This is a genomic window from Sorangium sp. So ce1036, assembly GCF_051369805.1.
GTDB lineage: Bacteria > Myxococcota_A > Polyangia > Polyangiales > Polyangiaceae > Sorangium > Sorangium cellulosum_F.
Map to the genome: position 1 here is coordinate 8923289 of NZ_JBBMOX010000001.1, position 26056 is coordinate 8949344.

General features: G+C 70.0%; 14 protein-coding genes, 1 pseudogene and 1 CRISPR repeat array (1 of these 16 only partly in view). Of the genes and pseudogenes, 6 read left to right on the plus strand and 9 right to left on the minus strand.

From position 1 onward, the window contains the following. A CRISPR array of direct repeats spans positions 1-4740; the repeat unit is 29 nt; unit sequence GTCGTCCCCGCGCACGCGGGGGTGAACCG; it begins 2242 nt to the left of the window's first position. 181 nt (positions 4741-4921) lie between these two features. Continuing rightward, positions 4922-5479 (minus strand): reverse transcriptase domain-containing protein, encoded by a 558-nt coding sequence (locus WMF31_RS33515; protein WP_436605843.1) that lies wholly within the window; start codon positions 5477-5479, stop codon positions 4922-4924. Between the two features lie 269 nt (positions 5480-5748). On the opposite strand from WMF31_RS33515, the gene WMF31_RS33520 reads away from it, so the two are divergent. Continuing rightward, positions 5749-6918 carry an IS4 family transposase gene (locus tag WMF31_RS33520; protein WP_436606630.1) on the plus strand — a complete coding sequence of 390 codons (1170 nt, stop codon included), beginning with the start codon at positions 5749-5751 and terminating at the stop codon, positions 6916-6918. A gap of 544 nt (positions 6919-7462) precedes the next feature. Here the strand turns inward: WMF31_RS33520 and WMF31_RS33525 are convergent. Next, positions 7463-7996, minus strand: a complete 534-nt coding sequence (locus WMF31_RS33525; protein ID WP_436605844.1) for a hypothetical protein — start codon at positions 7994-7996, stop codon at positions 7463-7465. 2847 nt (positions 7997-10843) lie between these two features. Here WMF31_RS33525 and WMF31_RS33530 point away from each other — a divergent pair. Next, entirely contained in the window at positions 10844-11125 is a 282-nt protein-coding gene (locus WMF31_RS33530) for a hypothetical protein (RefSeq protein ID WP_436605845.1), read from the plus strand. A 497-nt stretch (positions 11126-11622) separates the two neighbouring features. Continuing rightward, positions 11623-12087, plus strand: coding sequence for a hypothetical protein (locus WMF31_RS33535; protein WP_436605846.1), 465 nt, complete (start codon positions 11623-11625; stop codon positions 12085-12087). Positions 12088-12796: 709 nt separating this feature from the next. Here the strand turns inward: WMF31_RS33535 and WMF31_RS33540 are convergent. The 4 genes from WMF31_RS33540 to WMF31_RS33555 all read right to left on the minus strand — a co-directional run bounded on the left by WMF31_RS33540 (position 12797) and on the right by WMF31_RS33555 (position 15999). Then, complete coding sequence (locus WMF31_RS33540) at positions 12797-13438, minus strand: hypothetical protein (RefSeq protein ID WP_436605847.1); 642 nt, start codon at positions 13436-13438, stop codon at positions 12797-12799. Further along, complete coding sequence (locus WMF31_RS33545; protein WP_436605848.1) at positions 13372-14568, minus strand: hypothetical protein; 1197 nt, start codon at positions 14566-14568, stop codon at positions 13372-13374. The genes WMF31_RS33540 and WMF31_RS33545 overlap by 67 nt, the downstream gene beginning before the upstream one ends. Positions 14569-14594: 26 nt before the next feature. Further along, the gene (locus WMF31_RS33550; protein WP_436605849.1) at positions 14595-15590 is read right to left on the minus strand and encodes a hypothetical protein; all 996 of its coding nucleotides are present in this window, start codon (positions 15588-15590) and stop codon (positions 14595-14597) included. Positions 15591-15867: 277 nt separating this feature from the next. Then, positions 15868-15999 (minus strand): hypothetical protein, encoded by a 132-nt coding sequence (locus WMF31_RS33555; RefSeq protein ID WP_436605850.1) that lies wholly within the window; start codon positions 15997-15999, stop codon positions 15868-15870. Between the two features lie 43 nt (positions 16000-16042). On the opposite strand from WMF31_RS33555, the gene WMF31_RS33560 reads away from it, so the two are divergent. Further along, positions 16043-16228, plus strand: a complete 186-nt coding sequence (locus WMF31_RS33560; RefSeq protein ID WP_436605851.1) for a hypothetical protein — start codon at positions 16043-16045, stop codon at positions 16226-16228. A 55-nt stretch (positions 16229-16283) separates the two neighbouring features. Here WMF31_RS33560 and WMF31_RS33565 read toward each other — a convergent pair whose 3' ends face one another. Both WMF31_RS33565 and WMF31_RS33570 read right to left on the minus strand, forming a co-directional pair. Continuing rightward, complete coding sequence (locus WMF31_RS33565; protein WP_436605852.1) at positions 16284-16490, minus strand: hypothetical protein; 207 nt, start codon at positions 16488-16490, stop codon at positions 16284-16286. Between the two features lie 148 nt (positions 16491-16638). Continuing rightward, on the minus strand, positions 16639-17109 hold the full coding sequence (locus WMF31_RS33570) for a hypothetical protein (protein WP_436605853.1): 471 nt from the start codon (positions 17107-17109) through the stop codon (positions 16639-16641). Positions 17110-17448: 339 nt separating this feature from the next. Between WMF31_RS33570 and WMF31_RS33575 the strand changes: the two are divergent. Then, positions 17449-19188: pseudogene (locus tag WMF31_RS33575) on the plus strand (phosphoenolpyruvate synthase); the annotation flags it as partial. A 594-nt stretch (positions 19189-19782) separates the two neighbouring features. Then, on the plus strand, positions 19783-22242 hold the full coding sequence (locus WMF31_RS33580) for a family 43 glycosylhydrolase (RefSeq protein ID WP_436605854.1): 2460 nt from the start codon (positions 19783-19785) through the stop codon (positions 22240-22242). A 410-nt stretch (positions 22243-22652) separates the two neighbouring features. Here WMF31_RS33580 and WMF31_RS33585 read toward each other — a convergent pair whose 3' ends face one another. Next, positions 22653-26021: a GAF domain-containing protein gene (locus tag WMF31_RS33585; RefSeq protein ID WP_436605855.1), complete on the minus strand. Its 3369-nt coding sequence runs from the start codon at positions 26019-26021 to the stop codon at positions 22653-22655. Positions 26022-26056: the final 35 nt, after the last annotated feature.

A 26056-nucleotide genomic window follows, 5' to 3' on the forward strand; every position in this document is an offset into this window, starting at 1 on the left:
ACCGTCCTCGCCCCACGGCACGACCCACGCGACAGCCGTCGTCCCCGCGCACGCGGGGGTGAACCGTCGACGCGCGGCAAGCCCATGTCCTCAGCGGCGGTCGTCCCCGCGCACGCGGGGGTGAACCGTCAGCGGCCCTCGACGAGGCCGCAGAGTTGTGGTCGTCCCCGCGCACGCGGGGGTGAACCGTGACCATCACGTTTACGCGCGACGATTGGGAGGTCGTCCCCGCGCACGCGGGGGTGAACCGGACAGCACCACGAAGGTCCAGAAGGCTGCCGAGGGTCGTCCCCGCGCACGCGGGGGTGAACCGAATGACGGCGGACTCGTCGTCCGCGGCGGAGGCGTCGTCCCCGCGCACGCGGGGGCGAACCGCTGACGTGATGCGCGAGCGCCGCGCCGTGCCCGTCGTCCCCGCGCACGCGGGGGTGAACCGGTGATACTCGCCTCATAGGACTGCGCCCGAATGTCGTCCCCGCGCACGCGGGGGTGAACCGTGGGTCGCAGCGGGCAGCCGATGACCGAGCTGGTCGTCCCCGCGCACGCGGGGGTGAACCGGCCGTCGCCGGCTTTGGCATCCCGGTGATGCCTGTCGTCCCCGCGCACGCGGGGGTGAACCGGTCGCCTCGCGCCTCGGGCTCGGTCCGGATGCGTCGTCCCCGCGCACGCGGGGGTGAACCGGTTCACGGCCGCGTCGTCGTCGTCGTGGAACGCGTCGTCCCCGCGCACGCGGGGGTGAACCGTGAATCCGTTCGCCTGCTCACGGCGAGTTCCACGTCGTCCCCGCGCACGCGGGGGTGAACCGTCCGACGGGTGGCGGGTGGCCGGCGGAGACCATGTCGTCCCCGCGCACGCGGGGGTGAACCGGCATGCCGCTGCTCGATCGGCTCGTGCGAGCCGTCGTCCCCGCGCACGCGGGGGTGAACCGTTCGGCGACGAGCAGTCGAGCATCGTGATGCTGTCGTCCCCGCGCACGCGGGGGTGAACCAGCACGCGGACAGAGAGGTCCGGCATCACCACCAGTCGTCCCCGCGCACGCGGGGGTGAACCGCAGCTCGGGGTGCGGGGAGACGCCGGCCACGGCGTCGTCCCCGCGCACGCGGGGGTGAACCCCGGAGGCGAGCCCCCGGCGCGCCCCCACCCCCGTCGTCCCCGCGCACGCGGGGGTGAACCGCGGTGCGCGGCGTCGTGCGGGCGCATGGCGGAGGTCGTCCCCGCGCACGCGGGGGTGAACCGCTGTTCTGGAACCGGTCAGTGTCCCGGAGGATCGTCGTCCCCGCGCACGCGGGGGTGAACCGGAGGACGCGCAGGCGAGGGCCGAGGCGAAGGAGGTCGTCCCCGCGCACGCGGGGGTGAACCGGCGACCGCGGGGGCCGGTGCGCACAACCACACGTCGTCCCCGCGCACGCGGGGGTGAACCGACTCGCATGCGCGTCTCTACCGCTTCCCGCGACGTCGTCCCCGCGCACGCGGGGGTGAACCGGATGCGGTTTCGGTCCTACGGCGCGGAAACATGTCGTCCCCGCGCACGCGGGGGTGAACCGGAGACGCCCCCGGAGCAGGCTGCGATCGTGATCGTCGTCCCCGCGCACGCGGGGGTGAACCGGACGGCGCGGTCGCGCTGCTGCGGCCCGCCGGCGTCGTCCCCGCGCACGCGGGGGTGAACCGACCTCGGCGCTGCGTCGGGCGGAGCGGGCGCGGTCGTCCCCGCGCACGCGGGGGTGAACCGGCCGGCGTCGCCCCGCGGATGGCCGGGCGCGCGTCGTCCCCGCGCACGCGGGGGTGAACCCGCCGGCCGGATGGCGCGGCCGCGCGGCGATCGAGTCGTCCCCGCGCACGCGGGGGTGAACCGTAAGCGCTGGATTCGGACGAGCTCATGGAGAGCCGGCGTCGTCCCCGCGCACGCGGGGGTGAACCGCTCCAGGGCGGCTCGGTGGTGCGCGGTTGGAGGTCGTCCCCGCGCACGCGGGGGTGAACCGGTCCGCGGCTTCTCGGCGTGGGCGGGGCCGCCGTCGTCCCCGCGCACGCGGGGGTGAACCGGCACCGGAGCGCCTAAACTTCGGTGTGCCCCTGTCGTCCCCGCGCACGCGGGGGTGAACCGAGCTCCACGGATGGGGCTCGGCGATTCATCGAGTCGTCCCCGCGCACGCGGGGGTGAACCGCGGCTGTTCAAGCCCGAGCTCGTCAGCAACGCGTCGTCCCCGCGCACGCGGGGGTGAACCGCGCCCAAGGCGAAGCCGTCCGAGTCGGCCGCCAGTCGTCCCCGCGCACGCGGGGGTGAACCGGCGTCCGCCACGCGGAGCACCAGCGCCTCCCGGGTCGTCCCCGCGCACGCGGGGGTGAACCGTTCATCAGCCACGTGGGGCGGCGGTCCTCGCCGTCGTCCCCGCGCACGCGGGGGTGAACCGTAAGATCATCATATCCCCATCTCCTCCCGCTCGTCGTCCCCGCGCACGCGGGGGTGAACCGCACCGCGGCTACTCGCGGCGCAGCCTGAGCCTCGTCGTCCCCGCGCACGCGGGGGTGAACCGGCAGAGGGCGTGAAGCACATGGAGGGAGCCGACGTCGTCCCCGCGCACGCGGGGGTGAACCGCTTGTCCGCCTTCGCCGGGACGTTGGCCTCCCGTCGTCCCCGCGCACGCGGGGGTGAACCGGCGGCGCGGATGGATCCATCCGAGCTCGGCGAGTCGTCCCCGCGCACGCGGGGGTGAACCGCTCGCGGTAGACGTCAACGATCTGGAAGCGCTGGTCGTCCCCGCGCACGCGGGGGTGAACCGTTCACCGTCGCGTCCTGGACGCCGGCCGCGTTCGTCGTCCCCGCGCACGCGGGGGTGAACCGAGCTCGATCCGCTCGGTCGGCGTGAGCTTCATCGTCGTCCCCGCGCACGCGGGGGTGAACCGAACCGATACGCCAACCTCGCCGCCGTTATCGATGTCGTCCCCGCGCACGCGGGGGTGAACCGTTGCGCGAGCGCGTCCCGCTCGATGGTCAGCGTCGTCCCCGCGCACGCGGGGGTGAACCGCCGCCATGGCGCGCGCCGTGGCCGCGGGCGAGGTCGTCCCCGCGCACGCGGGGGTGAACCGTTTTTTGCGCCGCGCCCGTCTGTCGTTCCGAAGTCGTCCCCGCGCACGCGGGGGTGAACCGGAGCGTCGTGTGCTGGCCGCGCTCGCCGCTGCAGTCGTCCCCGCGCACGCGGGGGTGAACCGCCGCGCCCGCTGACCGACATCGGCCGCGCCGCGTCGTCCCCGCGCACGCGGGGGTGAACCGGTCGACGGCGGCTCGTCCCAGGTCTTCGCCTTCGTCGTCCCCGCGCACGCGGGGGTGAACCGAAGGTGTGCGACGCGTTCGCTCGGCTCGGGGTGGTCGTCCCCGCGCACGCGGGGGTGAACCGTTGTACGCGTGGCTGTGCGGGTTTACGAGATACTGTCGTCCCCGCGCACGCGGGGGTGAACCGCCGACGCAGAGCACCGCCCAAGTCGCCAGGCCGTCGTCCCCGCGCACGCGGGGGTGAACCGCCGGCGGGCAGGTAAGCAAGGCAGAGATCGGCGTCGTCCCCGCGCACGCGGGGGTGAACCGGCGCCTTTTGGTGATGGTTCATCGGCGCTCCTGTCGTCCCCGCGCACGCGGGGGTGAACCGCCGGCCGACGGCGACCGCCCGAGCCCCGTGCCGTCGTCCCCGCGCACGCGGGGGTGAACCGCCCGGCTCGCCGGTGGATCCCGCGCCAGTCCCGTCGTCCCCGCGCACGCGGGGGTGAACCGAACTACAACGACCACAAGCTGGCGCGCGGGGTGGTCGTCCCCGCGCACGCGGGGGTGAACCGCAGTACGGGTTCGACCGCAGCGACACCATGACGGTCGTCCCCGCGCACGCGGGGGTGAACCGGACTGGAAGGCTGGCAGGAGCGGAGTGCCGATGTCGTCCCCGCGCACGCGGGGGTGAACCGGCGCCGCGCGCTACTCGAATGGCCAGAGCTCCGTCGTCCCCGCGCACGCGGGGGTGAACCGGCGGCCGGCGGTCCCGAGTGGGCCCACGGCGCGTCGTCCCCGCGCACGCGGGGGTGAACCGTGGGAGGCGGCCGGGAGAGCGGACGCGCTGTCGTCGTCCCCGCGCACGCGGGGGTGAACCGGCCGAGCGCGCCGCCCGGAGTGCGCAGATCGAGTCGTCCCCGCGCACGCGGGGGTGAACCGCTTGCGCTCGACGTCGTTCCGGGCGTCGTCACGTCGTCCCCGCGCACGCGGGGGTGAACCGACGTCGCTGGCGTGCGCCGTCGCATCCACGGTGTCGTCCCCGCGCACGCGGGGGTGAACCGCCAAGGAGTCGGAGGCGCGAGGGCTCGCGATCGTCGTCCCCGCGCACGCGGGGGTGAACCGGTCTCGAGCGCGGCCGCGAGTCGGCCCAGCTTGGTCGTCCCCGCGCACGCGGGGGTGAACCTCAACGACGGTGGCGTGACCGAGACGGGGGGCGTCGTCCCCGCGCACGCGGGGGTGAACCGCGCCGGTGCACCTCGTCGACGGCGGCGTGGGCGTCGTCCCCGCGCACGCGGGGGTGAACCGAGCCGCCTCGAAGGGCTGGCCGTGGCGAAGGCCGGTCGTCCCCGCGCACGCGGGGGTGAACCGGTGCCGACGCAGCAGGCGCAGACCAAAGCCACGTCGTCCCCGCGCACGCAGGGGTGAACCGACCGTGGCCGCGCTCAGAACTGCCATCAACCCGTCGTCCCCGCACACGCGGGGGTGAACCGCGGACAGCCGACGAGGTAGCGCGCGCGCAGAAGTCGTCCCCGCGCACGCGCTGTCGCTGAAGGGGCCGTCGATCAGGAAGAAGAAAGGACTGGGGGAGAAGAACACGGACGAGAAGGGCTGACCATCCAAGCGTCCCGTCGCTCCGATGTGGGACCGGCGCCCGGACGAGGGATCCCGTCGCTACGCTCCGATGGCGCCCGGGTGTCCCGGAACGGGTGGCCGGGTGCCAGCGGAACCGCCGGCCGGGTGTCCCGGAACGGGTGGCCGGGTCGGCCGGAATACGCACCGGAAGTCTCGATCCAAAAGGTGCAGATACAGGTTCGCCAATAGCGGCGAGATGACGCCGCCTTGCGGCGTCCCCTGTCGGTTCTGCCGCGGGTGACCGCCCTCCCGCTCCTGTACGATGGACGCTTCGAGGAAGCGCTTGATCAGCGCCAACACCGCGCCATCGACGACACGCTCCGCAACTGCCTTCATTAGGTGGTCATGCGGAATTGTGTCGAAGTAAGCGCTGAGATCGGCGTCGATCACCCAGCCCATCCCCTGCTCCAGCGCCTCGCGCATCGCCCGCAGCGCTTGGTGGGCGCTTCGCTTCGGACGGAAGCCGTACGAATCCGGCTCGAAATCCGCCTCGAAGATCGGCTCCAGCACCAGCTTGAGCGTCGTTTGCACGATGCGGTCGCGGATGTTGGGAATGCCCAACGGCCGCTCCCCGCCGCTCAGCTTCGGGATGTACACCTGACAGATCCCCTCATTTTATACGGCAAATTCGTCGATTCCCGCGCCGCTGGCACACCGCTTCCACTGAGCACCAATGTGGGACAGTTGTTTGCATGGGCCCACGAGGCTCAGGTGTTTCGGGTGAGCCTACGACGAATACGTGAGAATCTGCGGTCGCTGGCCGGAATAGTATCAGTATGAGGCAATCGGCGGGCGTCGACGCGTGCACGGAAGGCAAGGCGAAGGGGAACTTGACGACGACGCGCTCGGAGGAGCGGTCGCATTCGATGAGGGCTCGCAGGCAACTCGAGCGCGTAGGGCTCAGCGCGAGTAGCATCGAGCGGTTCCTTCACGCCGCTGTGAAAGTCGACCTGCACGTCAAGACCGTGCTGTCCTTGTCGCTGGCAACCCTGGGCGTTCTGCACTCGGTCTCCCTTTGCATTCACGTGATCGGGCGAGGGATGGCGTGGGCAAGAGACGGTAGCCCCAAGCACGCGACCAAACAAGTTGATCGCCTGCTGAGTAACAACAATGTGTCCCCATGGCTTCTGTTCGACGCTTGGGTCCGCTTCGTGGTGGGGCCGCGAGAGGAGCTGCTGGTCGCTCTCGACTGGACGGAGTTTGATGTCGATGACCACGCCACGTTGGCGTTGTACTTGATCACTCGTCACGGGCGAGCAACGCCGCTTATTTGGAGGACGGTCAAGAAGTCGTCGTTGGCTGGCAAGCGCAACGCCTATGAAGACGAGGTCATTGAGCGGCTGCACGAGATTCTTCCGAAAGCAACTCGAGTAACACTCCTCGCGGACCGGGGCTTCGGCGACCAGGAGCGGTACGCACATCTCGGCAATCTGGGCTGGGACTACATGATTCGGTTCCGTGAGTGCATCATCGTCACCGATGCTGATGACACTGCGCGTCCTGCAGGCGAATGGCTCACATCTACCGGACGGGCAAAGATGCTGAAGAACGTCCGGGTCACGCAGGACAAGACGGCCATCGCGGCGGTCGTGCTCGTTCACGACAAGCGGATGAAGGAGCCATGGTGCCTCGCAACCAGCCGTGCCGACCTGACGGCGAGCCAGGTGACCAAGCTCTACGGCCGTCGCTTCTGCATCGAGGAGACGTTCCGCGACGTCAAGAACGTTCATTTTGGCATGGGTCTCTCCGCCACACATATTGGCGACACTGCCCGACGCGACCGACTTCTGCTTATAGCTGCCTTTGCGCACGTGCTCCTGACGCTCCTTGGGGAGGCAGGAGAACGGGCCGGCCTCGATCGCCTCCTGAAGACCAATACCGTGAAGCATCGAACCTTGTCGCTCTATAACCAGGGATGCTACTGGTACACAGCCATTCCCAACATGCGGGAAGAGCGGCTTGTTCAACTCATGACAGCGTACGGCGAGGTGCTCCGTGAGCACGCCGTAACCCGTGAAATTCTTGGGACTATATGAGGGGATGCATCAGCCCCGCTTCTGCTGGATACCTCGCGGCATCACGCAGGGGACCTGGCTACCTATCTTCTCGACTTTTGACAGGGTGAGCTCCTCTCATCTCACAAGGAACGCGCCGCTTTCACGGCGCACAGGGGATGCCTCAGTGCTGGGACTCCTACCGGGTCCGGCGGGATTTGCAGCTCCACAACGACACGCGCACGTGCAGCCCGTGCTCCTGTAGCGAGCCTAGCCGCGACAAGTGCCGCGCACAGACCACGGTGTATTATCAGGCAGACTGCTCCGAAGAGCTCGGAGCCGTTTTCATTTCCGGGCTGGATGGACCGCTCTGCACGGATACGATCGACGGACAGATCGGTGCGATTCGGTCTATCCTCGTGAAGGACGAGCCTACCTGCGCCCCCTCGACCGACTCCAAGGTAGTGAGCGGCGAACTGGAGCCCGGCGACACGCACGTGCTCTGCTGCAACCGTTAGGACCGCCCCATACTTCTGGACCCGGACGTTCACCGTGACGGGGAATCAACAACGAGTAGCCATCCTGTTCATTTCGACTTTATCTCAAATCTCCAAATTGGCCCAGTGGTCAACATCACGACCAGACTTCCAGGAAGAACGCGACTACTGCCGCCAGCCCAGTCCACATGGATGCTCGTGGACACGCCCAAGGCATCGGCAAAGTACCAGTCGTACTGGGCGCGGCCGCCTGGTGCAACCCCAACCACGCGATCACAGATTACGGCACCACACACCGGCATCGAGTAGATAGCCAGGGACGGCCCGAGGCTGACGGTGGTTGTCTCCGTGGTATACCCAAGAGTGACTGCCGTTCGATCGTAGACCCCGACACCTGCCCCTGGAACGATGCTGAACATATTGTGGACTTCGAGCCGAAAATCCCCTTCGCTGCGCCAGAGCCATCCGGCGAAGGGGCTCACGGCAATCCTGGATTCGGCCCCAACCTGGATCCCGCCCACGCTCACGCCGCCGTTGAACTCGAGTGCCTGGGCTGGCGCCGGAACCACGACGAGCGAACCGACGCAGAGCAAGCCGATCTTGCCGAGTAAGCGCATGGACATGGTGGAAACCCTCGCCGAGCCGCGACAGGCGATATAAGAACGCAGGGCATGACGTGGGCGTCAAAGGGAAATTCGGCAAGCAGATCCCCATGCTCTGGGTCGACGCGTCCCGGGCGGTGCAAGTGCGCATGTGGTTGCGCGGCGCGGATTTCCGTCACGGTCGACGAACGGTCACGGTCGACGAACGGCCAGTCACCAGGCCCGCCTTGGGGGCTGCGCCGCGCTCACGCTCGGGAACTCCCGTCCTGGGCGTCACAACGTGCCGAGCAGGCTCAGGGCTCAAGGCCGCGCCGACGTGCGCCTCGACCTCCGATGGTCCGCGCCGAGCTCGGCCGCGACGATGTGCAACCCGCTGCGCTCAGCTCGAGCTCGGCTTCGGACCGGGGCAAGATTGGCAAGCCGTAGCCGCAGGGACGCAATTCACGCCCTGAATCAGGGTTGACGGCGCGCCTCCGCACACGCATCTGGAAAAACTTGGAGGATGAGCATGCGCCACAGGCTGAAATTGAAGGCGATCCCTGTTCTTATTCCTCTCGGCCTCACGGTCTGGGCGTGCAACTACGACGTGGGCGAGTGCTATCTTAGGGGGACGGAAGGCACAGGGGCCGGAGAACCATACCCACCGGGGTCAGCAGCTACGGGGGACTACTTCGGAAACGGTGACGACGTGGGGAGCGGCGCCACTGAAGAGATGGCAGGGTGCACGCCCGACAAGACATGCACAGACATGTTCGTCGATTGCCAAGACATCGGCGGCAAGTGCATCACGGGATATCCAGGCTGCGACAAATGGCGCCATACATCGTGCAGGAGTTGCTTTGAAGCCTGCCAATCGGGTACACCATACCCGCCAGCGTGCAAATGCAGATCATGCGGATTCAGATGATGAATGTTCCGATACAGGGCGCAGTCTACGTTGCCATGGGCAGGGTTGCCGGAGCGGCTCTAGCCAAGGTGGCATCCCCCGTCGTGGTCGACGATGACGAGCTCCTGCTGGGGCCATCAAGAATCGATCCTAAACGTCACCGTGCTGCGCGCATTAGATACTTGGGTGGGGATCCGTCTACCGATCTCAATGAAGAGCTTGCGCGTTCTGATGGGCCGCCGGTCTGTGTGGCGCTTCCGCCGACACCAGGCGGCCTGATGAGCCTCTGTCGGATCTGCGCTTCCGTAGTCGAGGGCGGGCGCACGGTGTTCGTCGTTGATCTCAGCCCAGAGGCCGCCGGAGCATTTCCGCAGGGGCCCGGCCCAGGCAGGGCCATGTCCCTCAATGTCGCGGATGCTCTGCTACGCAAGCCGCCCGTGGTCCAATGGTCGAAGCTCGCGACAACTCTCGCGGCTACGCTCTGGAAGTTGTGGTGCCGCCGCTCACCTGCCGCCTTTTCTAGGTTCTGTGCATCTGGGAGCATGTTCCACCCGCAGTTGGCCAACCTTGGGCGCTATCACGCCGGACTCTTTCCCCGACGGGCAGGCCATGGGCTCTTACTATCGCGCTTTGACGAGCTCCTCCTGCGACAGCTATCGCAAGAGTGGCTCTCCCCGGTTAGAGTATTTGCCAACGCAATCGACGCCAAATCTGAGCTCGATGCATGGTTTTCACACACGGGAGATCTGTACGTGGCCAAACGGCTCAATGAGTGGTATCGCCATACGCGAGGCCGTGTCATCGAACGTCGAAACGCGCATCATCCAAGACCTTCCGAGATGACGAGATGGTCGTTTCGATGGCGTGCGGGGAGCGAGGAGATCCTCGAGGCGCTGCCGAGTGTGCAAGCGGCCCCGCCTGTATCTATTGGAGGTGCTACCGCGTATGATGCTGACCGCGCATGGGTATGCCAATTTGATGCACGAGGCACACCTTACCTAAGCCGACTCGACACCGCATCGTCGGGCGACAGGCTGGAATAGGGCGTATCGGATGGGGCCTGTGACGATGCGAAAGCCTTTGCCAGTGCGTCCGTTGCTGCTGGCCCGCTTCTCCCCCTAGCTGTTCGTCAACCAACTGGTCGACGAACGGTCAGTCACCAGCGCCCGACGTGGCCCTCGACCTGTGCGGCCCCTCCGCGCTCGGCCAGGGGACCGAGACGTCCCCGAGCTCGCCGGCGCCCGCGGCCGCTCCGGGGTCGACCAGGCCGCGGCGCCGAGCCCGCGCTCGAGGAGCTCGCCAGCGCCGGCCCTGAGCTCGCCGGCCCTGAGCACCGGTGTCCAGTCACCAGCGCCCAACGTCACCCTCGACCTGCGCGGCCGCTCCGAGTTCGCCGGCGGCCTCCTCGACGCCGCGGCCGCTCCGCGGTCGATGAGGGGCTGCGGCGTCGAGCCCGCGTTCGAGGAGCTCGGGGTCGCGATAGCAACGAGACCAGACCCGCGCCCGAGGAGCTCGCCGGCGGCGGTTCCGTGCTCGACCAGGTGGACGGCGACGGTCCCGAGCTCGCGCGGCGCTTCTACCTGGAGGAGATGATGCCTGGCCGAGGGGGCGCCCCCGCGGCGCGCCCGTGCTGTCGGCGCCCTGACAGATCCCCTCATTTTATAAGGCAAATTCGTCGATTCCCGGGCCGCGGGCATGCCGCTTCCACCGAGCACCAACGTAGGGTGATCGTTTACATGGGCCCACGAAGCTCAGATGTTTCGGGTGAGCCGACGACGAACACGTGAGAATCTGCGGTCGCTGGCCGGAATAGTATCAGTATGAGGCAATCGGCGGGCGTCGACGCGTGCACAGAAGGCAAGGCGAAGGGGCACTTGACGACGACGCGCTCGGAGGAGCGGTCGCATTCGATGAGGGCTCGCAGGCAACTCGAGCGCGTAGGGCTCAGCGCGAGCAGCATCGAGCGGTTCCTTCACGCCGCTGTGAAAGTCGACCTGCACGTCAAGACCGTGCTGTCCTTGTCGCTGGCAACCCTGGGTGTCGGTGATCATCGCGTCCCGCGTCCGATCGGTGAAGACCGCGGCCGCGTGATCGCCAGCGTTCACCGTTCACCGCCCGCACCACCTGCGCCGATCTGGGCGCCGCTGCCGGTGTGGGGTGTCACGGCGTACGACCCGCTCGCTCCCTGGGTCGTGGTGGAGGACCACGCAGGTGAGCAGCGCCTCCAGCGGCTCGGAGAGGGCGCCGCGCAGGACGCGGAATGACGCCTCGGCGCGCGCCGCTCGTCTCGCGATCGCCCTCCTGCTCACCGCCCACGGCCGTGCACGTGGCGGTACGCACGACGGTGGACGTCGCGCTGACGCTCCGCGGGACAGAGCCGGGCGGCAGGTCGAAGCAGTCATCGTCCTCCACGCCGACGGCGGGAATCGGCTGCGTACACTGCTCGTCCGCGTAGAACGTGAGCGTCTCCGTCGACTCCCGTGCGCCCGACGCCTCGACCCCGCACCGGGTGCACCCCCTCACGCCATCATGGGCCTGCACGAGCGCGGGATGCGATTCGGGACACTCCGGGAACTCCTCCTCGCCGGAATACGGCAGGCAGTCACGGAAGCCCGGCGGGAGCTCCGGCTCGCACTGCATGCGGGCGCCCTGGCGACCTCGGGTTGGGGCGCGCGGGCGCGCTGAAGCGCAGCGACCACGAGCAGCGACGCGTGTGACGCGCTCCACCTCGCCGACGCGCGCGCTCTGGTACAATCCAGGCATGACTGACGAGGAGATCGACGAGTCCGATGACGAAATGTCGGAGGAGGAGGAGGTGCTTTCCTGGATCTCTGAGGCCGACATGTTCGTCGCCGCGTACGTCTGCACGCTTTCAACGGCGATCGCCCGAGGCGATGCGGACTTGGGCGTCGACGCCTCGGCCTGGGAGAACACCATGGCCGCAGTCGAGTGGGCCATGATGGAGCAGGTAGGCGGGCGTCTGTGGACATCCAGGCCGATTACCATCGATGACGTCGACCGGATGCGTAGACTCCACGCGATGGGCTCCGTCGCGTTGGCGGGAGGCGAGCGGCCATCCGAGCTCTGCCAGTTGGCGAATCAGTGCATGGAGATGATGTTCGGCCCCGGCTGGGTATGGATGGCGATGGATCTCGCTCGGCGCATGCGCGACAGGTGGATGCAACTCGTCACCCTCCGCCGCCCTCAACGCGACAATATCTCCTGAGCGGCGCGAATACGCAGATCTCTCCGTTCGGACAATGGTACCACCAACTTCGCACCAAGCCGTATCTCCTGCACTGCATCAGGTCTCCATATTCCGGAGTACGGCCATGTGGATGTGGAAGTCTCGATGGGCACGATCTACCCGCATTCGCGCATTTGTCCATGCACCTCATGCCCCATTCGGACCTTTTGCATCGAACGATCTTCGGCACCCACGACGGCAATACCGCCTCCGTCTCCTCGGCATGCTCGGCGTGGCCCAAGGACCCGTCCTCGCTCATCGCTCCCTCATCCCGATGCGTAGCTTCCTGCGGTGACATCCAGCAGGCCGCGATACACATGGCGATCCACGAAGGCGCGACAGCGGTAGATATTCTTCGCCGGCTCCTCATACCCGCGTCCAGTGCTAGACGCGGTCCACCGCTGGCCGACTCGGTTCGGGACACCGATTGGCAATCCAGGTCCTCCAGCGAGTTCCTACCCCGTCGCTCGCACGACCCCGTACTTCGCGGCGCGCGTCACGGCAGCGGCAGGAGAAGCTCGCGGACGGGATCCAGGCGTTGATGAGCGCGAGCCGACGAGCTGCTCCGGCTGACGCCCGCATCCCCCACCGCGGGGCTAGATCGACGGTGCCCGCCTGTCGCAGCGATTGCCTCAACGCATCCTCTCCCCCCGCGGGGATGAGCGCGGCAAGGCGCCCGGCGCTCGGCTCACGCTTTCGGTCCGCAGCAGAGGTTCACCACCTCTCCCGGCGCGATCTCGCCCTCCTGCTCGCCACCGACGGCCGTGCGCGTGGCCGTGCGCTCGACGGTGCGCCTCGCGCTGATGCTCCGCACGACAGAGCCGGGCGGCAGGTCGTAGCATATTCGTTCGACCTCGAGGCCGGTGGCGGGAATGGGCTGCGTGCACCCCTCGTCGGCGTAGAACGTGAGCGCCAGCGTCGTCTCCCGCGCGCCCGACTCCTCGAACCCGCACGCGGTGCACCCCGTCAGGCCGTCATGGGCCTGCACGAGCTCGGGGTGCGATGCGGGGCACTCCGGGACCGCCTCGTCGCCGTAATACTCCAGGCAGTCACGGAAGCCCGGCGCCAGCGGCGGATCGCACATCATGTCGAGCGTCCCGCAGACCTCATCCATCTCCCAGTGGCGCGAGCATGCCCGGACGACGGTCCCCCAGGAGGCCGCCACGTCCTCCGGGGCCAACGACACCTTGCAGTTCGGCTGTATCTCGTAGTAACTGAAGACCCCCCAGACCACGTCCGCCTCCTCCGCGGGGGGATCCGCGATCACCCTCTCGGACAGGCAGCTCCCATCCCACCCGACCGGCAGGACGAACCCGCTGACGTCGTCCACGATGTCACGGGGTCTCCCGTCGGCGCAGTGGCCGCCTTTCGCCGTCGTGACCCGAACGTAGGACTTCTCTCGCGCCGGCTCGGCGACGCAGCCGGGGCAGCGGTCGAGCCGGTCGGCGCGCAGCTCCCGGGCGCGTTGACCCGCCATTCCGCGCGCATGCTCCCGAGCGCTGAACCGAGATCGGCATCATGACAGACGCGCTGTCGGATCACGGTCGAAGCAAGCAGGTCGGTGCACGCCTCGTCCTCGAACGTCGACACGAGCGCCTCGCACGTGCTCGGCGCGGTCTCGGTGCACGCGCACGGTGTGCACCGGCGGGTGTCGTGCACGTTCCAGAAGGTGAACCTCTGGGAGAACACGCGAGAAGGGTCGCCGTGGCCGGACGGGCACTTCGCGTGGTCCCCCTCCATCGTCGAGACGATGCAGTGGCGAAAGCCCGGCCGGAGGCGCGACACACCGACCATGCACACCTGGCCGCCCCGACATCGACCATCCGCGATGCCCCCCTTGCAGACGACGGCGCTCTGCCCCTCATTCGGCAGAGCACCGTCTCGTGGCACCAGGGCCGGCGCGACCTCGCAGGGGCGCTCGGTGACCGGAGCGACCTCGAACGAGCCGAACGCCTCGGGCGCCACCGCGCCGGGCGCGACGCACGCCCCGTCCCAGCCGGGCGGCGCGCGGAACGAGGTCACCGTCTCGCCGGGGCTCTCGTCGCACATCCAGCCGGACGTCACGGTCAGGCCGCCCGGCAACACGCACGCGGGCTCGGTGCAAGCGCACGGATCGCAGCGCATATCGCGATCCGGATCGGCGACGAGGTGCTCGTAGTCCACCAGCACGGTCTCGCCGCCGCGCCCTCCGTCCAGCAAGGCGTCCGCGCACGAGGGTTGCTCCGCAGCGGGCCCAATCCAGACGACGCGCGGCTGCGTTTCGAAACCAGAGCTGTCGGCGTCGACGCATGTGCCGCCGCACGTGCCGTTGTTGGTGCCGTCCTCGGTGAGGATGTCGCACGTCATGAGCTCGTGGCAGTCGTAACCGTCGACCATCCCGCAGCCGCTCGCCATCGCGACCGCCGCGCTCCCCAGACCGACCAGCGCCGCCAGGATCCGCCCCGCCTCGCACCGCCTCATCGCTGCACCTCCTCCACGTCGGGCCGTCACCACGCCCCCTCGATCCGGACACCGCCGCCGCGCGCCATCGCCTGCGGGACCACGCGGACGCCGCCGTGGTCCGGCGCAGGCGCCCACCAGAACGACGAGAGCGCCGCCGCGCCGACCACGCCGCTCGCCACGAAGCTCGCGAGCGCGACCAGGCCCAGGGCGTCGCGGGCTTCGACCGCATCCCGGAGCTGGAGGCACCGTGCATCAAGGTCTGACCGCCCGGGGTTGCAGGCCACATCCGCTCGATCGTCGAACGCGCTGCGCAGCTCCTCGCGCAGCGCGCTCGCCTCGCCGTCCTTGACCGCCCACCCGATCGCGAACCCCGCCCCGACCAAGACGCCCGCCGACGTGAGCGCGAGCCCGCCGACCCGGACGGCAGGCCCGATCGCCGCCCCCTTGGCCGCCGCCCCCTTGGCCGCCGGCCCCTTGACCGCCGCCCCCTTGACCGCCGGCCCTGCCGCCGCGGCCCGTGGCCCTGCCGCCCGCCCTGGCCCCGGCGCTGCCGCCGGCCGCGCCACCGGCGGCCTCTCCTTGAGGGGCAGGCCGATCGCCGGTGTGTCCCCGCGCTGCGCCACGAAGCGCCCCACGCCGTCCTCGTGGCCTGCGAGCCTCGCCCGTGCTTCGTGGCTGCCGGGCTCGACATAGACGACGTACGTCGCGAGCCCCTGCCCGACGCGCCTGCCGTCGATGAACACCTCGGCCTCGGGCTTGCCCACCACGATCGCAACCGCGGCGACCTCCTTTGCGGCCCGCTGGAGCCCTCGCCGGAACCGAGCTCTCACGAAGGGCGCGAGCGCATCCTCCGCCCCGAGCGACAGGCGCAGGTGCTCCGCCGCGTCCCGGTAGCGGCGCAGCGCGAGCTCCGCGAGCCCGAGCTCCCCGGCCCAGCGGCGGTCGCCGGTCGACTCCCACGCGGCCCGATACGCCGCCGCGGCGTCCTCCCATCGCCCCGCGCGCCGCGCCTGCTCCGCGCGGCGAAGCGTCTCCGCCACGGCCGGCGCCGGCGCCGCTGCGGGCAACGCCCCCGCGGGCGAGGCCGAGGGGGAAGCGGCAGAGCGCGAAACCCCAGAGGGCGAGGCCGCCCGCGGCGAGACGGCAGCAGCCGAGTCCCCTGCCCCGGTTCCGGACCCGCGCGGCCGCCCAGGCCTGCGGCGCGTTCGTGGCGAGCGTCGTGGGCGTCGCCATGACGGCGGGGCTCCTGCTGGCCGGACATGACGGCGCTCGCCCCCGGGGCGCGGCGCCGCCGGGCGCTCTCCTGGCCGCGCAAGATCACGTGTCCTCCGCGGCGGGGCTGGCCGAGGCGGCCGGCGAGGCCCCCGTCTCCCCCGCGAACGGCACCTCACCCGAGCGCGACAGGCCGCCTCCTCCGGCGACGCCCGTCGCGTCGAAGGGTGAAATCATCGTGTCTGCGCGTCCTCGTGGCACATCTCGGTCAAATCAGCGCATGTCCGGCGCGCAGAACGACCGGCAGGAGATCCTGAGAATGGCCGCCGCCGCGCGCGCCATCGGGAACGACGCGCTGGCGCGCGCGCTGCTGGCGCGCCCGCAACAGGACCTCTCCAGCGTCGCGCCACGGCCGGATGGCGGCGTGTTCCTCGGCGCCCTGGCGCCCGCGATGCGCGATCGGTGACCCGGTGAAGGAGAGCGCCTCTCCGTCGAGGGGCGAGGCGTCACGAGCCTCCCGATCAAAGGGCCTCGACGTGGCCGTGCTCCTGGCCGCCTGGGTGCGCCGGGAGATCCCCGTCGCCGATCCGTGGAGCGCGCGGCCGGAGCCGCCGCGGGAGGACGAGCAGCTCGTGGCGGCGCGCGAGCGGCTCCTCGCCGTGCGGCTCGCGGCCGCCCGGCTGCGGCGGCGCGATCGCGAGATGCTCGCCCTCGCCGCGGTCGGCCATGGAGTCTGCGAGATCGCGCGCGCGCTCGGACTGCCGATCTCCACCGCGGTGAAGGAGCTCGGACGAGCTCGGAGGCGGTTGCGCGTCCTCCTCGGGCGTCACGGGCACACCGCGCCGCCCCGAGGGCGATCGACCGGCGGGCGCGCGCTCAGCCCTCGCGCGCCTCGCGGATCGCCTCCGCCAGCCCCTCGGACGTGATCCCCCGGTCCTGCAGCACCATCGCCGCCCAGGCCGCGACCTCGGCCGGCGTCCGGAAGATGTTCGGCGCGGGCCCCTGCGTCCCGCGGGCCTGCAGCCGCATCATGACGGCGCGGACCGAGGCGGCGATGAACCCCTCGGTCTCGATGAGCGTGGCGATGCCCTTCAAGTATTCCCCGGGAGCGCTCGCCGCCCGCTGCATCGCCACCTGGGTCGCCTCGTCCGGCGGCCCGGTGCGCTGGCGGGGGATCACGACCAGGAACACGGCCCCTCCCGGCTGGCGCTCCGCCCAGTGCTGGAAGAGCGCCCGGGATCGCTCGACGCCGACGACGGTGGCCTGCCCGCGCCAGAGGAGCAGCAGGAGCCGCCGCCAGGTCGCCACCACGTATCCATCCGTCCGCTCCAGCAGCTCGACCTGCACCGACCGACCTTTACCGACACCAAGGAAGAGGCATGACTGCGCCCGATTGTCTTCACGGCGCGGTGGCCGCCGCAAGGCCCCCGGCGTGTCATGTCAGTATGTCAGCCGCCCGACGTCGCGGCCGCGGCGACGCAGCTCCTCCCTCGCTCTCGCCTCTTTGCGCCTCTGCGCTGGAGACGCCGCGCCGAGCGAGCTGGGCATTCAGCGGGTCGTCGGGCCGCGAGACACCAGCACCGCGCTGAGCGTCCGGGCCTGGCTGGGTGTGGCCGGGCTGCTGGGCGCGCTGGGGGCGGCGGTGGCCGTGTTATCGTGGCGCCCTTCGCGCAGGGAGGTGCACCGATGCAGGCTTACGTGCTTGGTTTCCAGGAGGTCGACCGGACCCGGATCCGGGATGTCGGAGGGAAGGGCGCGAGCCTCGCGGAGCTCGCCAGGCAGGAAGGGATCCGCGTGCCGGCCGGCTTTTGCGTGTCGACCGAAGCCTTCAAGCGGGTCATGGGACAAGCGCCGTCGCTCGGCGAGCCGCTCGATCGGCTGTCGCGTCTGAAGGCGGAAGACCGCGATGGGATCCGGGCGCTGAGCGCCGAGATCCGCACGATCATCGAAGGGATAGCCATCCCCCAGGACGTGCAGGACGCGATCACCCGCTCCCTCGCCGGGCTCGGAGAGCGAGCTGCTTACGCCGTCCGGTCGAGCGCGACGGCGGAGGATTTGCCGGCGGCTTCCTTCGCGGGCCAGCAGGACACGTACCTGAACGTCATCGGGACGCCGGCGATCCTGGACCACATCCGCCGGTGCTGGGCGTCGCTCTTCACCGAGCGGGCGGTGATCTACCGCCTTCGACATGGCTTCGACCACCGCAAGGTCCACATGGCGGTCGTGGTGCAGCGGCTGGTCGTCCCGCAGGCGGCCGGGATCTTGTTCACGGCCGATCCCGTCACCTCGAACCGGAAGGTGTCGTCCATCGAGGCGAGCTTCGGCCTCGGCGAGGCCCTGGTCTCCGGCCTGGCGAGCGCCGACGGCTACAAGGTGCGGAGCGGCCCGATCATCGAGAAGACGATCGCCACCAAGAAGCTGGCCACCTGGGTCGTGGAGGAGGGCGGCACGGAGGAGCGGGCGATCGAGCCCGAGCGGCAGGACCGGCCCGCGCTGACGGACGAGCAGATCGTGCGGCTCGAGCGCCTGGGCCGGCGGATCGAAGCGCATTTCGGTCAGCCTCAGGACATCGAATGGTGCCTGGTCGACGAGGCGTTCTTCATCGTCCAGAGCCGGCCCATCACGACCTTGTATCCCGTCCCTGACGCGGGTGATCAGGGCAACCACGTCTTCCTGTCCGTCGGCCATCAACAGATGATGACCGACCCCATGAAGCCCCTGGGGCTGTCCCTGTTCCAGCTGACCGCCGCTGGACCCATGATCGCGGCGGGCGGGAGGTTGTTCGTCGATCCCACGAAGAGGCTGGCTTCTCCGGCCAGCCGGGACGCTCTCCTGGATGGCCTGGGCCGACACGATCCGCTCATCAAGGACGCCCTCTTGACCCTCCTCGAGCGGGGAGACTTCATCGAGCCGTTGCCCGGCGATCCGACGGCCTCGCCTCCCGGCCAGGGCAAGCAAGGGTCGGCGCCCGCGGGCCTCGACGCGCAGGTCGAAGACGACCCGGCGATCGTCGCGGATCTGATCGAGCGCAGCCAGGCCGCGATCGAGGCGCTGAAGCGCGACATCGGAGCCAGGACGGGAACGGCGTTGTTCGACTTCATCCTGGAGGACATCCAGCAACTGAAGAGGTCCTCGTTCGATCCACGGAGCATGGGCGTGATCATGGCCGCCATGGACGCCGCATTCTGGCTCAACGAACGGATGCTGGCGTGGCTGGGCGAGAAGAACGCCGCGGACACGCTGTCGCAGTCCGCGCCGAACAACATCACCTCGGAAATGGGGCTGGCGCTCCTGGACGTCGCGGATGTGATCCGCCCGCATCCGGAGGTGGTCGACGATTTGCGCCACGCCAGGGATGAGGGCTTCCTGGAGGGCCTGGTCCCGCTGGACGGTGGGCCGGAAGCCCGCGACGCCATCTCCGCTTATCAGCGCGCGCGTGTCCCGCCGTCATCCCCCCGCGCCGGGCAGAGAGGGCGCCTTGTCGATGTGAGGCTGGTCAGAAATCATCCTTACATCAACCAACGCGGGAGAACACCGCGATGGCGCAAGGGAATAGGGAAACATGCCCATCCCCCTTCCCTCGCGCCCCTCCGGCCTCTCTGGCACCCGCATCCATACGGCCTCCGCTCGTTCGCCGGAGGCTCCCAGCGGGCAACGCAACCGTTGAGCTTGGACGAACTTCAACCTGTTCGGCGTCCCAGGCCCACGGCGCGCGGGACCTCGGACGCCGGCCCGGCGCCAGGCCGATCGCGGGGCTCGCCCGACAGGCGCCGCTGCATGGACGACGAGCGTTGAGCGCTATCGGGGACGAGCGACGATCAACTCAAGACAGAAACGTTTGACGCACGATATGAGGAGTGCGTATGGGTGCACCGGGGGCCGCCTCGGCCGGTAAGGGCCGTGGCTGCACTCCGACTCGGATGGATTTTTCCGACCGATGAGCGCTCGGGGATCAGGCGTTCGCCGCCGATCCCCGGGGCACAACCGTGGCGCTGGCGCGAGGCCGGCGAGGAGCAGACGATGAAACGATACGGCGCGCCTGTCATGGCGATCCTCCTGGTCGGGTCCCTGACCGCGGCCTGCGGGGGCAACGAGAGCGAGAATCCGGTCTACACGCTGGTCATCGAGGCCAGCGGCGAGGGCACGACCGATCCCGGTCCTGGGACGTACCCGCACGCGCCAGGCAGCCTGGTCACGGTGACCGCGACGCCCGCCGCGGGCTACAACTTCCTGGGGTGGAGCGGCGCCGTCACCGGGCTGGACAACCGGGTGACGGTCACCCTCGACATGGACAAGACGTTGACGGCCACCTTCGGCACGGCCTTCGACCCGACGACCTACCAGAATCCGGTCCTGCCCGGGGACCACCCGGACATGAACATCTACCGGGAAGGCGACGCGTTTTACCTGGTCGGCTCGAACTTCCACATGATGCCCGCCTTCGAGATCCTGCGCTCGACGGACCTCGTGCGCTGGGAGCGCGTGACCCGGGTGGTCGACTCGACCGCCGCCGCGCTCAAGGCGCAGACCGGCCCTGGCCAGGGCACCTGGGGCGGCTTCATCGTCAAGGCGAACGACGTGTACCGGGTCTATTACGCCATCGGCGCCACCCAGTACTTCTCGTCGGCCCCGAGCCTCGAGGGGCCGTGGTCGGAGCCGACCCAGGTCGACATCTTCCCCTACACGCCGCCCGGCAGCGACACCGCGTACGAGCGGGGGACCGGCTCCGACAACTCGGTGTTCGTCGATCCCGACAGCGGCAAGACGTACATGCTGATCAAGAACGGCCTGTGCAAGTGGGACGCGGACCACCCCAACGATTTCGGCATCAACCTGGTCACGGAGATCGATCCCGACACCGGGATGCTGCTGCCGGAGTCGACCATCGACATGAGCTTCGTCAACTGGGATCAGGAGACGGGCGGCTGCGGGGAGTTCAGCAACGCGGACTGGAGCAAGTGGGGCGAGGGCCCGACCATGACCAAGCGCGGCGACTGGTACTACTACTTCATCTCGACCCACACGGCCTGCGGCGGACAGCTGCACGCCTGGGCGTCGAAGAAGCTGGTCGACAGCACGCCCGAGGACTGGACGTGGCTCGGCTACGTGCTCACCGGCGAGGAGCCGTACGCCGGCGTGCAGCACATCACGGCCCCGTTCGAGCTCGAGGACGGCACCTCCTGGGCCTTCGCCCACTCGTACGACTGCACCGGCGTGGGCGCCGAGGGCGAAAAGACGTGGAGCAACGGGGAATGGATGGGGCTGGGCCGCGAGGGGCTGCTCCTGTCCATCGACTGGGTCGACCAGGAAGTGGGCGGTCAGACCATTCCGGTCCCGCAATTCACGGCCCAGGGGCGCGACCTGCCGGCGCCCGCGCTGCCGCGGAGCGGCGTGCCCTTCCTGCTGCCCGTGAACGACGACTTCACGTCGGACGAGATCGACCCTGCCTGGACCACCTATGACAAGTCGGAGAACCGGTACTCGGTGACGGAGCGCCCGGGCTGGCTGCGGATCGATCCGGGGGCTGACCGGACCACGTGGGTGGTACAGAAGGATGCGCTGCGCTCGAGCAGCATGGTCGTGAAGATGGAGTTCACGCCCAGGGCTGACGGCGACGCGGCGGGCGTCCGGCTGGGCAACGGGTACTGGCGTGACGAGCAGGTGCTCTCCGCCCCGACGTGGATGACCAGCGGCGAGGGCTTCACGCTGCCCGCCATCATGGAGGTGTCCGTTGCGCGCGTCATGGAGGACAAGGAGGACAGGATCCGTTTCTCCTTCCGCTCGCGCGCGGTGAAGCCGGCGAGCGACGCGTACACCGAGCTGGACGAGCCGGTCGTGGAGGGGGAATCGGTCGCGGCCCCTCCCGGCGAGGCGGTCTGGCTGAAGCTGGTCCGCACCGATCACAAGGCCACGGGCTGGTTCAGCGTGGATGGCGTCAGGTGGACCCAGGTGGGCCGTGAGATTGACATCTCCGCGCTCGACCATTTCTATGCGATGGCCCACACGTGGGTAGGCAACCAGGCTGGCATGTTCGCGACGAACAAGAGCGCTGATTTCGACCTGTTCACCTACCGCGACGGATTCACCCAGATCCAGGCCGCCGAGGCGAACCAGCAGTCTGGGACCGACCTCGTGTCGACGGAGGACGTGGGACCGGTGCTGGGCGGCCTCGAGGATGGCGACTGGGCGATGTACGGCAGCGTCGGCCTGGGCGGCGGCCGTGTGAGCACGAAGGCGGTCGAGCTCCGGACCTCGAGCGCCGGGGAGGGCGGCGTCGTGGAGATCTGGCTCGACCCCTTGGCCGGCGGCTCGGCCATCGGCACCTGCAAGGTCCCTGGCACTGGCGGCTGGGACAGGTGGACGACGACCACGTGCGACGTCAAGCCCACCACGGGCACGCATGACGTCTACTTGAAGGTGACGGGCGGCGAGGGCGAGCTGCTGCGCCTCACCTCCCTCCGTTTCGTGCCCACCCGCTGACCTGATTCCCCCCTCATCCACGCGGCTCGCGCACGCACAACGGCCCTTCACGAGGCCGTGATCCCTTCAGTCAATCATCGATCCTCCACCACCGCCCTCTCCCCCTCTTCCCCTGTTCCCCTCACCCCCTCTCGACGAGGCGGTGAGCGCCGGGGTGGGGGTGTGCGCGGCAGCGCGCGGGGGGCGCGGTGGAGCACCGAACGAGGTGCCATGAGGTCTCAGCGGGCACCACGTCTCAGGCGCGCCTCGTGTGGCGCGCGACGAAACGTCTCAGGAGGCAAGGCCCGAAGTGAGACATGCCGGGCGGTGGTTCATGCGCAAGCGCCCCGGCCCCTGTCTTGGCGGATGGCCGAGCGCCCCCCGCGCGCTGCCGCGCACAGCCCCACCCCGGCGCGGCTTCCGTCTCCGGCTCAGTCCTCGCGCGACCAGGGCGACAACCCGGTCGCGAGGCTCTTCACCGCGGCCGCCAGCTCGATCGGCTCGATCGGCTTGGGCACGTGCATCTGGAACCCGGCCGCGAGCGCCCGCACCCGGTCCTCGGTCCGCGCGTACGCCGTGAGCGCCAGCGCGGGCGTGCGCCCCACCTTGCGCGGCAGCAGATCGCGCACCTTGCGGATCAGCGCGTAGCCGTCCTCGCCCGGCATCCCGATGTCGACCACGAGCAGCGACGGCTCCGACGTCTCGAGCAGCTTCATCGCCTCGACGCTCGACGTCGCCGTGCTCACCTCGGCCCCGCAGCGCCGCAGCACCGACGAGAGCATGGCCAGCGTGTCCGGATCGTCGTCCGCGATGAGCACGCGCACGCCGGTGAGCCGCGGGAACGGGTTGCGCGGATCGGGCGCGATGCCCGCGCTCGTCAGCGCCGTCGCCGTCGCCCCCGTCGACAGCGGCAGATGCACCGCGCACGTCGTCCCGCGCCCGGGCCCCGGGCTCGTGAGGCGCACGGTGCCGCCGTGCAGCTCCACCAGGTGCCGCACGATCGACAGCCCGAGCCCCAGCCCGCCGTGGTGGCGCGCGCCGCTGCTGCTGCTGTCCCCCTGCCGGAAGCGCTCGAAGACGTGGGGCAGCGAGTCCGCCGAGATCCCCTCGCCGTCGTCGCTCACCCTGATCTCGGCGAAGCGCTCGTCCTGCGAGAGGTGCACCTGGACGAGCCCGCCGGGGCGCGAGAACTTCACCGCGTTCGACAGCAGGTGCCACACGACCTGCTGCAGGCGCGCCGGATCGCCCTCCACGTACACGCCCTCCGGATCGAGCGTGGTCTCGATCGCCACCCCCTTGCCCGCCGCCGACGGCAGGATCGCCTCGACCGCCGCCTGCACCGGCAGCGTCAGCTCCACCGCGAGCCGCTCGATCTTCAGCGTGCCCGTCACCACCTGCGAGGCGTCGAGCAGCTCGTCGATGAGCGTCACCTGGTGCTCGGCGTTGCGCTCGATCGCCGACAGCGCCCGCGTCTCGGCGACCCGATCGAGCGAGCCGGCCTGCATCATCCTCGCCCAGCCGAGGATCGCGTTGAGCGGCGTGCGCAGCTCGTGCGACACGGTCCCGAGGAACTCGTCCTTCAGCCGGTTGGCGTCCTGCACCTCGCGGTACAGCCGCGCGTTGTCGAGCGCGAGCGCGGCGCGGTGCGCGACCTCCTCCGCGAACGCGACGTCGGCCTGCTCGAAGAACCGCCCGGACTCGGACGACACCAGCGACATCGCGCCGAGGATGCGCCCCCGCGCCCGGAGCGCCACCACGAGGTAGGACAGCGGCGCGAGCTCCCGGTTCGCCGCCGCCTCGTCGGTCGTCATCGCGTCGTGCAGCAGCACGTCCCCGCGCACGTCCGCGTAGAGCTCGGACCGGCCGGTGCGCAGCACGCGCGCCACGGGGCCCGGCTCGCCGTCGACGCGGCTCGGGTGGAAGTACCGGAGCAGCGGCTCCTTCAGCGGGCTCACGTGCGCGACCGCGACGTGCCGCAGGCCGAGGCCGTCGTCGACGTCCACCAGGCAGAAGTCGGCGAGCACCGGGATGACCAGCCGCGCGAGCGACTGGAGCGTCGCCGTGAAATCGAGCGACGCGGCCAGGGCCGTCGAGACCTCGGCGAGGAACGCGAAGCGCCGCGCCGCCTCCTCGGCCTCGGCGCGCGCCGCCTGCACCCGGATGAACCGCGCGCGCTCCTCCTCGGCGCGCTTGCGATCGGTGATGTCGCGGTGGATGCCGACCAAAAACAGCGGCCGCCCCTCCTGGTCGTGCACCGCGTACGCCGTGACCTCGATCGGCACCTCGGAGCCGTCCCGCCGCACGCACGGGATCTCGCCGACGAAGGTGCGCGAGTCCGCGATCTGCTGGAGGATCCGGCCCGTGAACTCCTCCCGCAGATCCGCGCGGTGGAGCAGCGCCATGCTCTTGCCGACGATCTCCTCGGACAGGTAGCCGAAGATCGACTCGGCCTCGCCCATCCAGTACCGGATGTTGCCCTCCAGGTCGGTGACCAGGATGGCCTCGGGCATCTGCTTGAGCACCTCGTGCGAGAGGTGCGTGGCCTCCTCCGTCTGCAGCGCGGCGAGGCGCGCGCGCTCGAGCGCCTGCGCGCTCTGCTGGACCAGCGCGAGCATGAACGCCCGGTCGTCCTCGGAGAACGACTGCGGCATCGAGAAGCCGAAGCCCACGGCGCCGAGCACGCGCCCCTCGAGGAAGAGCGGGATCGCGGCGTACGCGTGCTCGCCCGTCGCGGCGCAGCAGGCCACGAAGCCCGGCTCGAACCGCCCGATGCGCTCGTCCGACTCCAGGAAGATCGGCTGCCGCTCGCGGACGGCCCGCGCGAGCGGCAGATCGGCGCTGATGTCGAACGTCTTGAAGCGCGCGATCTGCGCCTCCAGGTAGCCCGTCGAGCGCACCGTCTCGAGCTCGCCGCCGCTCCCGGCGCGCAGCGCCACCATCGCGGTCATCGCGCCGGCGGCCGCGACGACGTCGCTCGCGAGCACGCGCAGCACCGCGGGCGGCGTGATCGCGTCGGACAGCGCGGCCGTGACGGCGAACAGCCACGCGGCGCGGTCCGCGCTCCGCTCCGCGGACTGGCGCGCCTCCTCCGCCTTCCGGTAGAGGTAGGCGTTGTCGAGCGCCAGCGCCACGCGGTGCGCGAGCTCGGCCGCGAGCACGAGGTCGTCGGCGGAGTAGATGCGGTTCGACTCGGAGACGCCGAACGAGAGCACGCCGAGCTTGCGGCCGCGCGCGATGAGCGGCACCGCCATGGCGGAGCGGGTGCCGAGCTGCTCCAGCGCGGCGGCGCGCTCCCTGGCCTCGTCGCTCGCCTCGCCGTCGAGCTCGTGGAGCAGCTCCGACTCGCCGCTGTGCAGCACCTTGGCGATGCCGAGCCGCTCCTCGGCGTCGGGCGAGATCGCCCGCAGCAGGCCCTCGCGCCCGGGGTTCACGTGCTTCGCGGCGACGCGGCAGAACGCGCTCTTCGACGCGCCCTGAGGGCCGCCCTTGGGATCGTCGGCGAAGCCCTGGCGGTCCAGCCCGGGCGCGGCCCCCGCGCGCGGAGGGCGCGCGGGCGGCTTGCCCGCCGGCGCGGGCGTGAAATCGAGCGCGCTCACCCCGGGCGCGAACGGCGGCCCATCCCCGTAGGGCGACGGCGGCAGCGGATCGAGGAGGCCCATGGTGTCCGCGGCGCCGCGCTCGATCAGATCGACCGTGCACCAGTCCGCGAGGAACGGCACCGAGAGGCGCGCGAGCCGCTCGAGGATCGTGTGCGGGTCGAGCGATCCGGTGAGCTGCTCGCTCGCGTCCGCAAGGAACATCAGTTCATTATGGATCGCTCCACCGCGGGACTGCG

Coding starts and splice junctions, on each gene's coding strand:
- WMF31_RS33520 (WP_436606630.1), top strand. CDS start 5,749: ATGAGGGCTCGCAGGCAACTCGAGCGCGTAGGGCTCAGCGCGAGTAGC.
- WMF31_RS33525 (WP_436605844.1), bottom strand. CDS start 7,996: ATGTCCATGCGCTTACTCGGCAAGATCGGCTTGCTCTGCGTCGGTTCG.
- WMF31_RS33535 (WP_436605846.1), top strand. CDS start 11,623: ATGACTGACGAGGAGATCGACGAGTCCGATGACGAAATGTCGGAGGAG.
- WMF31_RS33545 (WP_436605848.1), bottom strand. CDS start 14,568: ATGAGGCGGTGCGAGGCGGGGCGGATCCTGGCGGCGCTGGTCGGTCTG.
- WMF31_RS33555 (WP_436605850.1), bottom strand. CDS start 15,999: ATGATTTCACCCTTCGACGCGACGGGCGTCGCCGGAGGAGGCGGCCTG.
- WMF31_RS33560 (WP_436605851.1), top strand. CDS start 16,043: ATGTCCGGCGCGCAGAACGACCGGCAGGAGATCCTGAGAATGGCCGCC.
- WMF31_RS33565 (WP_436605852.1), bottom strand. CDS start 16,490: ATGGCCGACCGCGGCGAGGGCGAGCATCTCGCGATCGCGCCGCCGCAG.
- WMF31_RS33580 (WP_436605854.1), top strand. CDS start 19,783: ATGAAACGATACGGCGCGCCTGTCATGGCGATCCTCCTGGTCGGGTCC.
- WMF31_RS33585 (WP_436605855.1), bottom strand. CDS start 26,021: ATGTTCCTTGCGGACGCGAGCGAGCAGCTCACCGGATCGCTCGACCCG.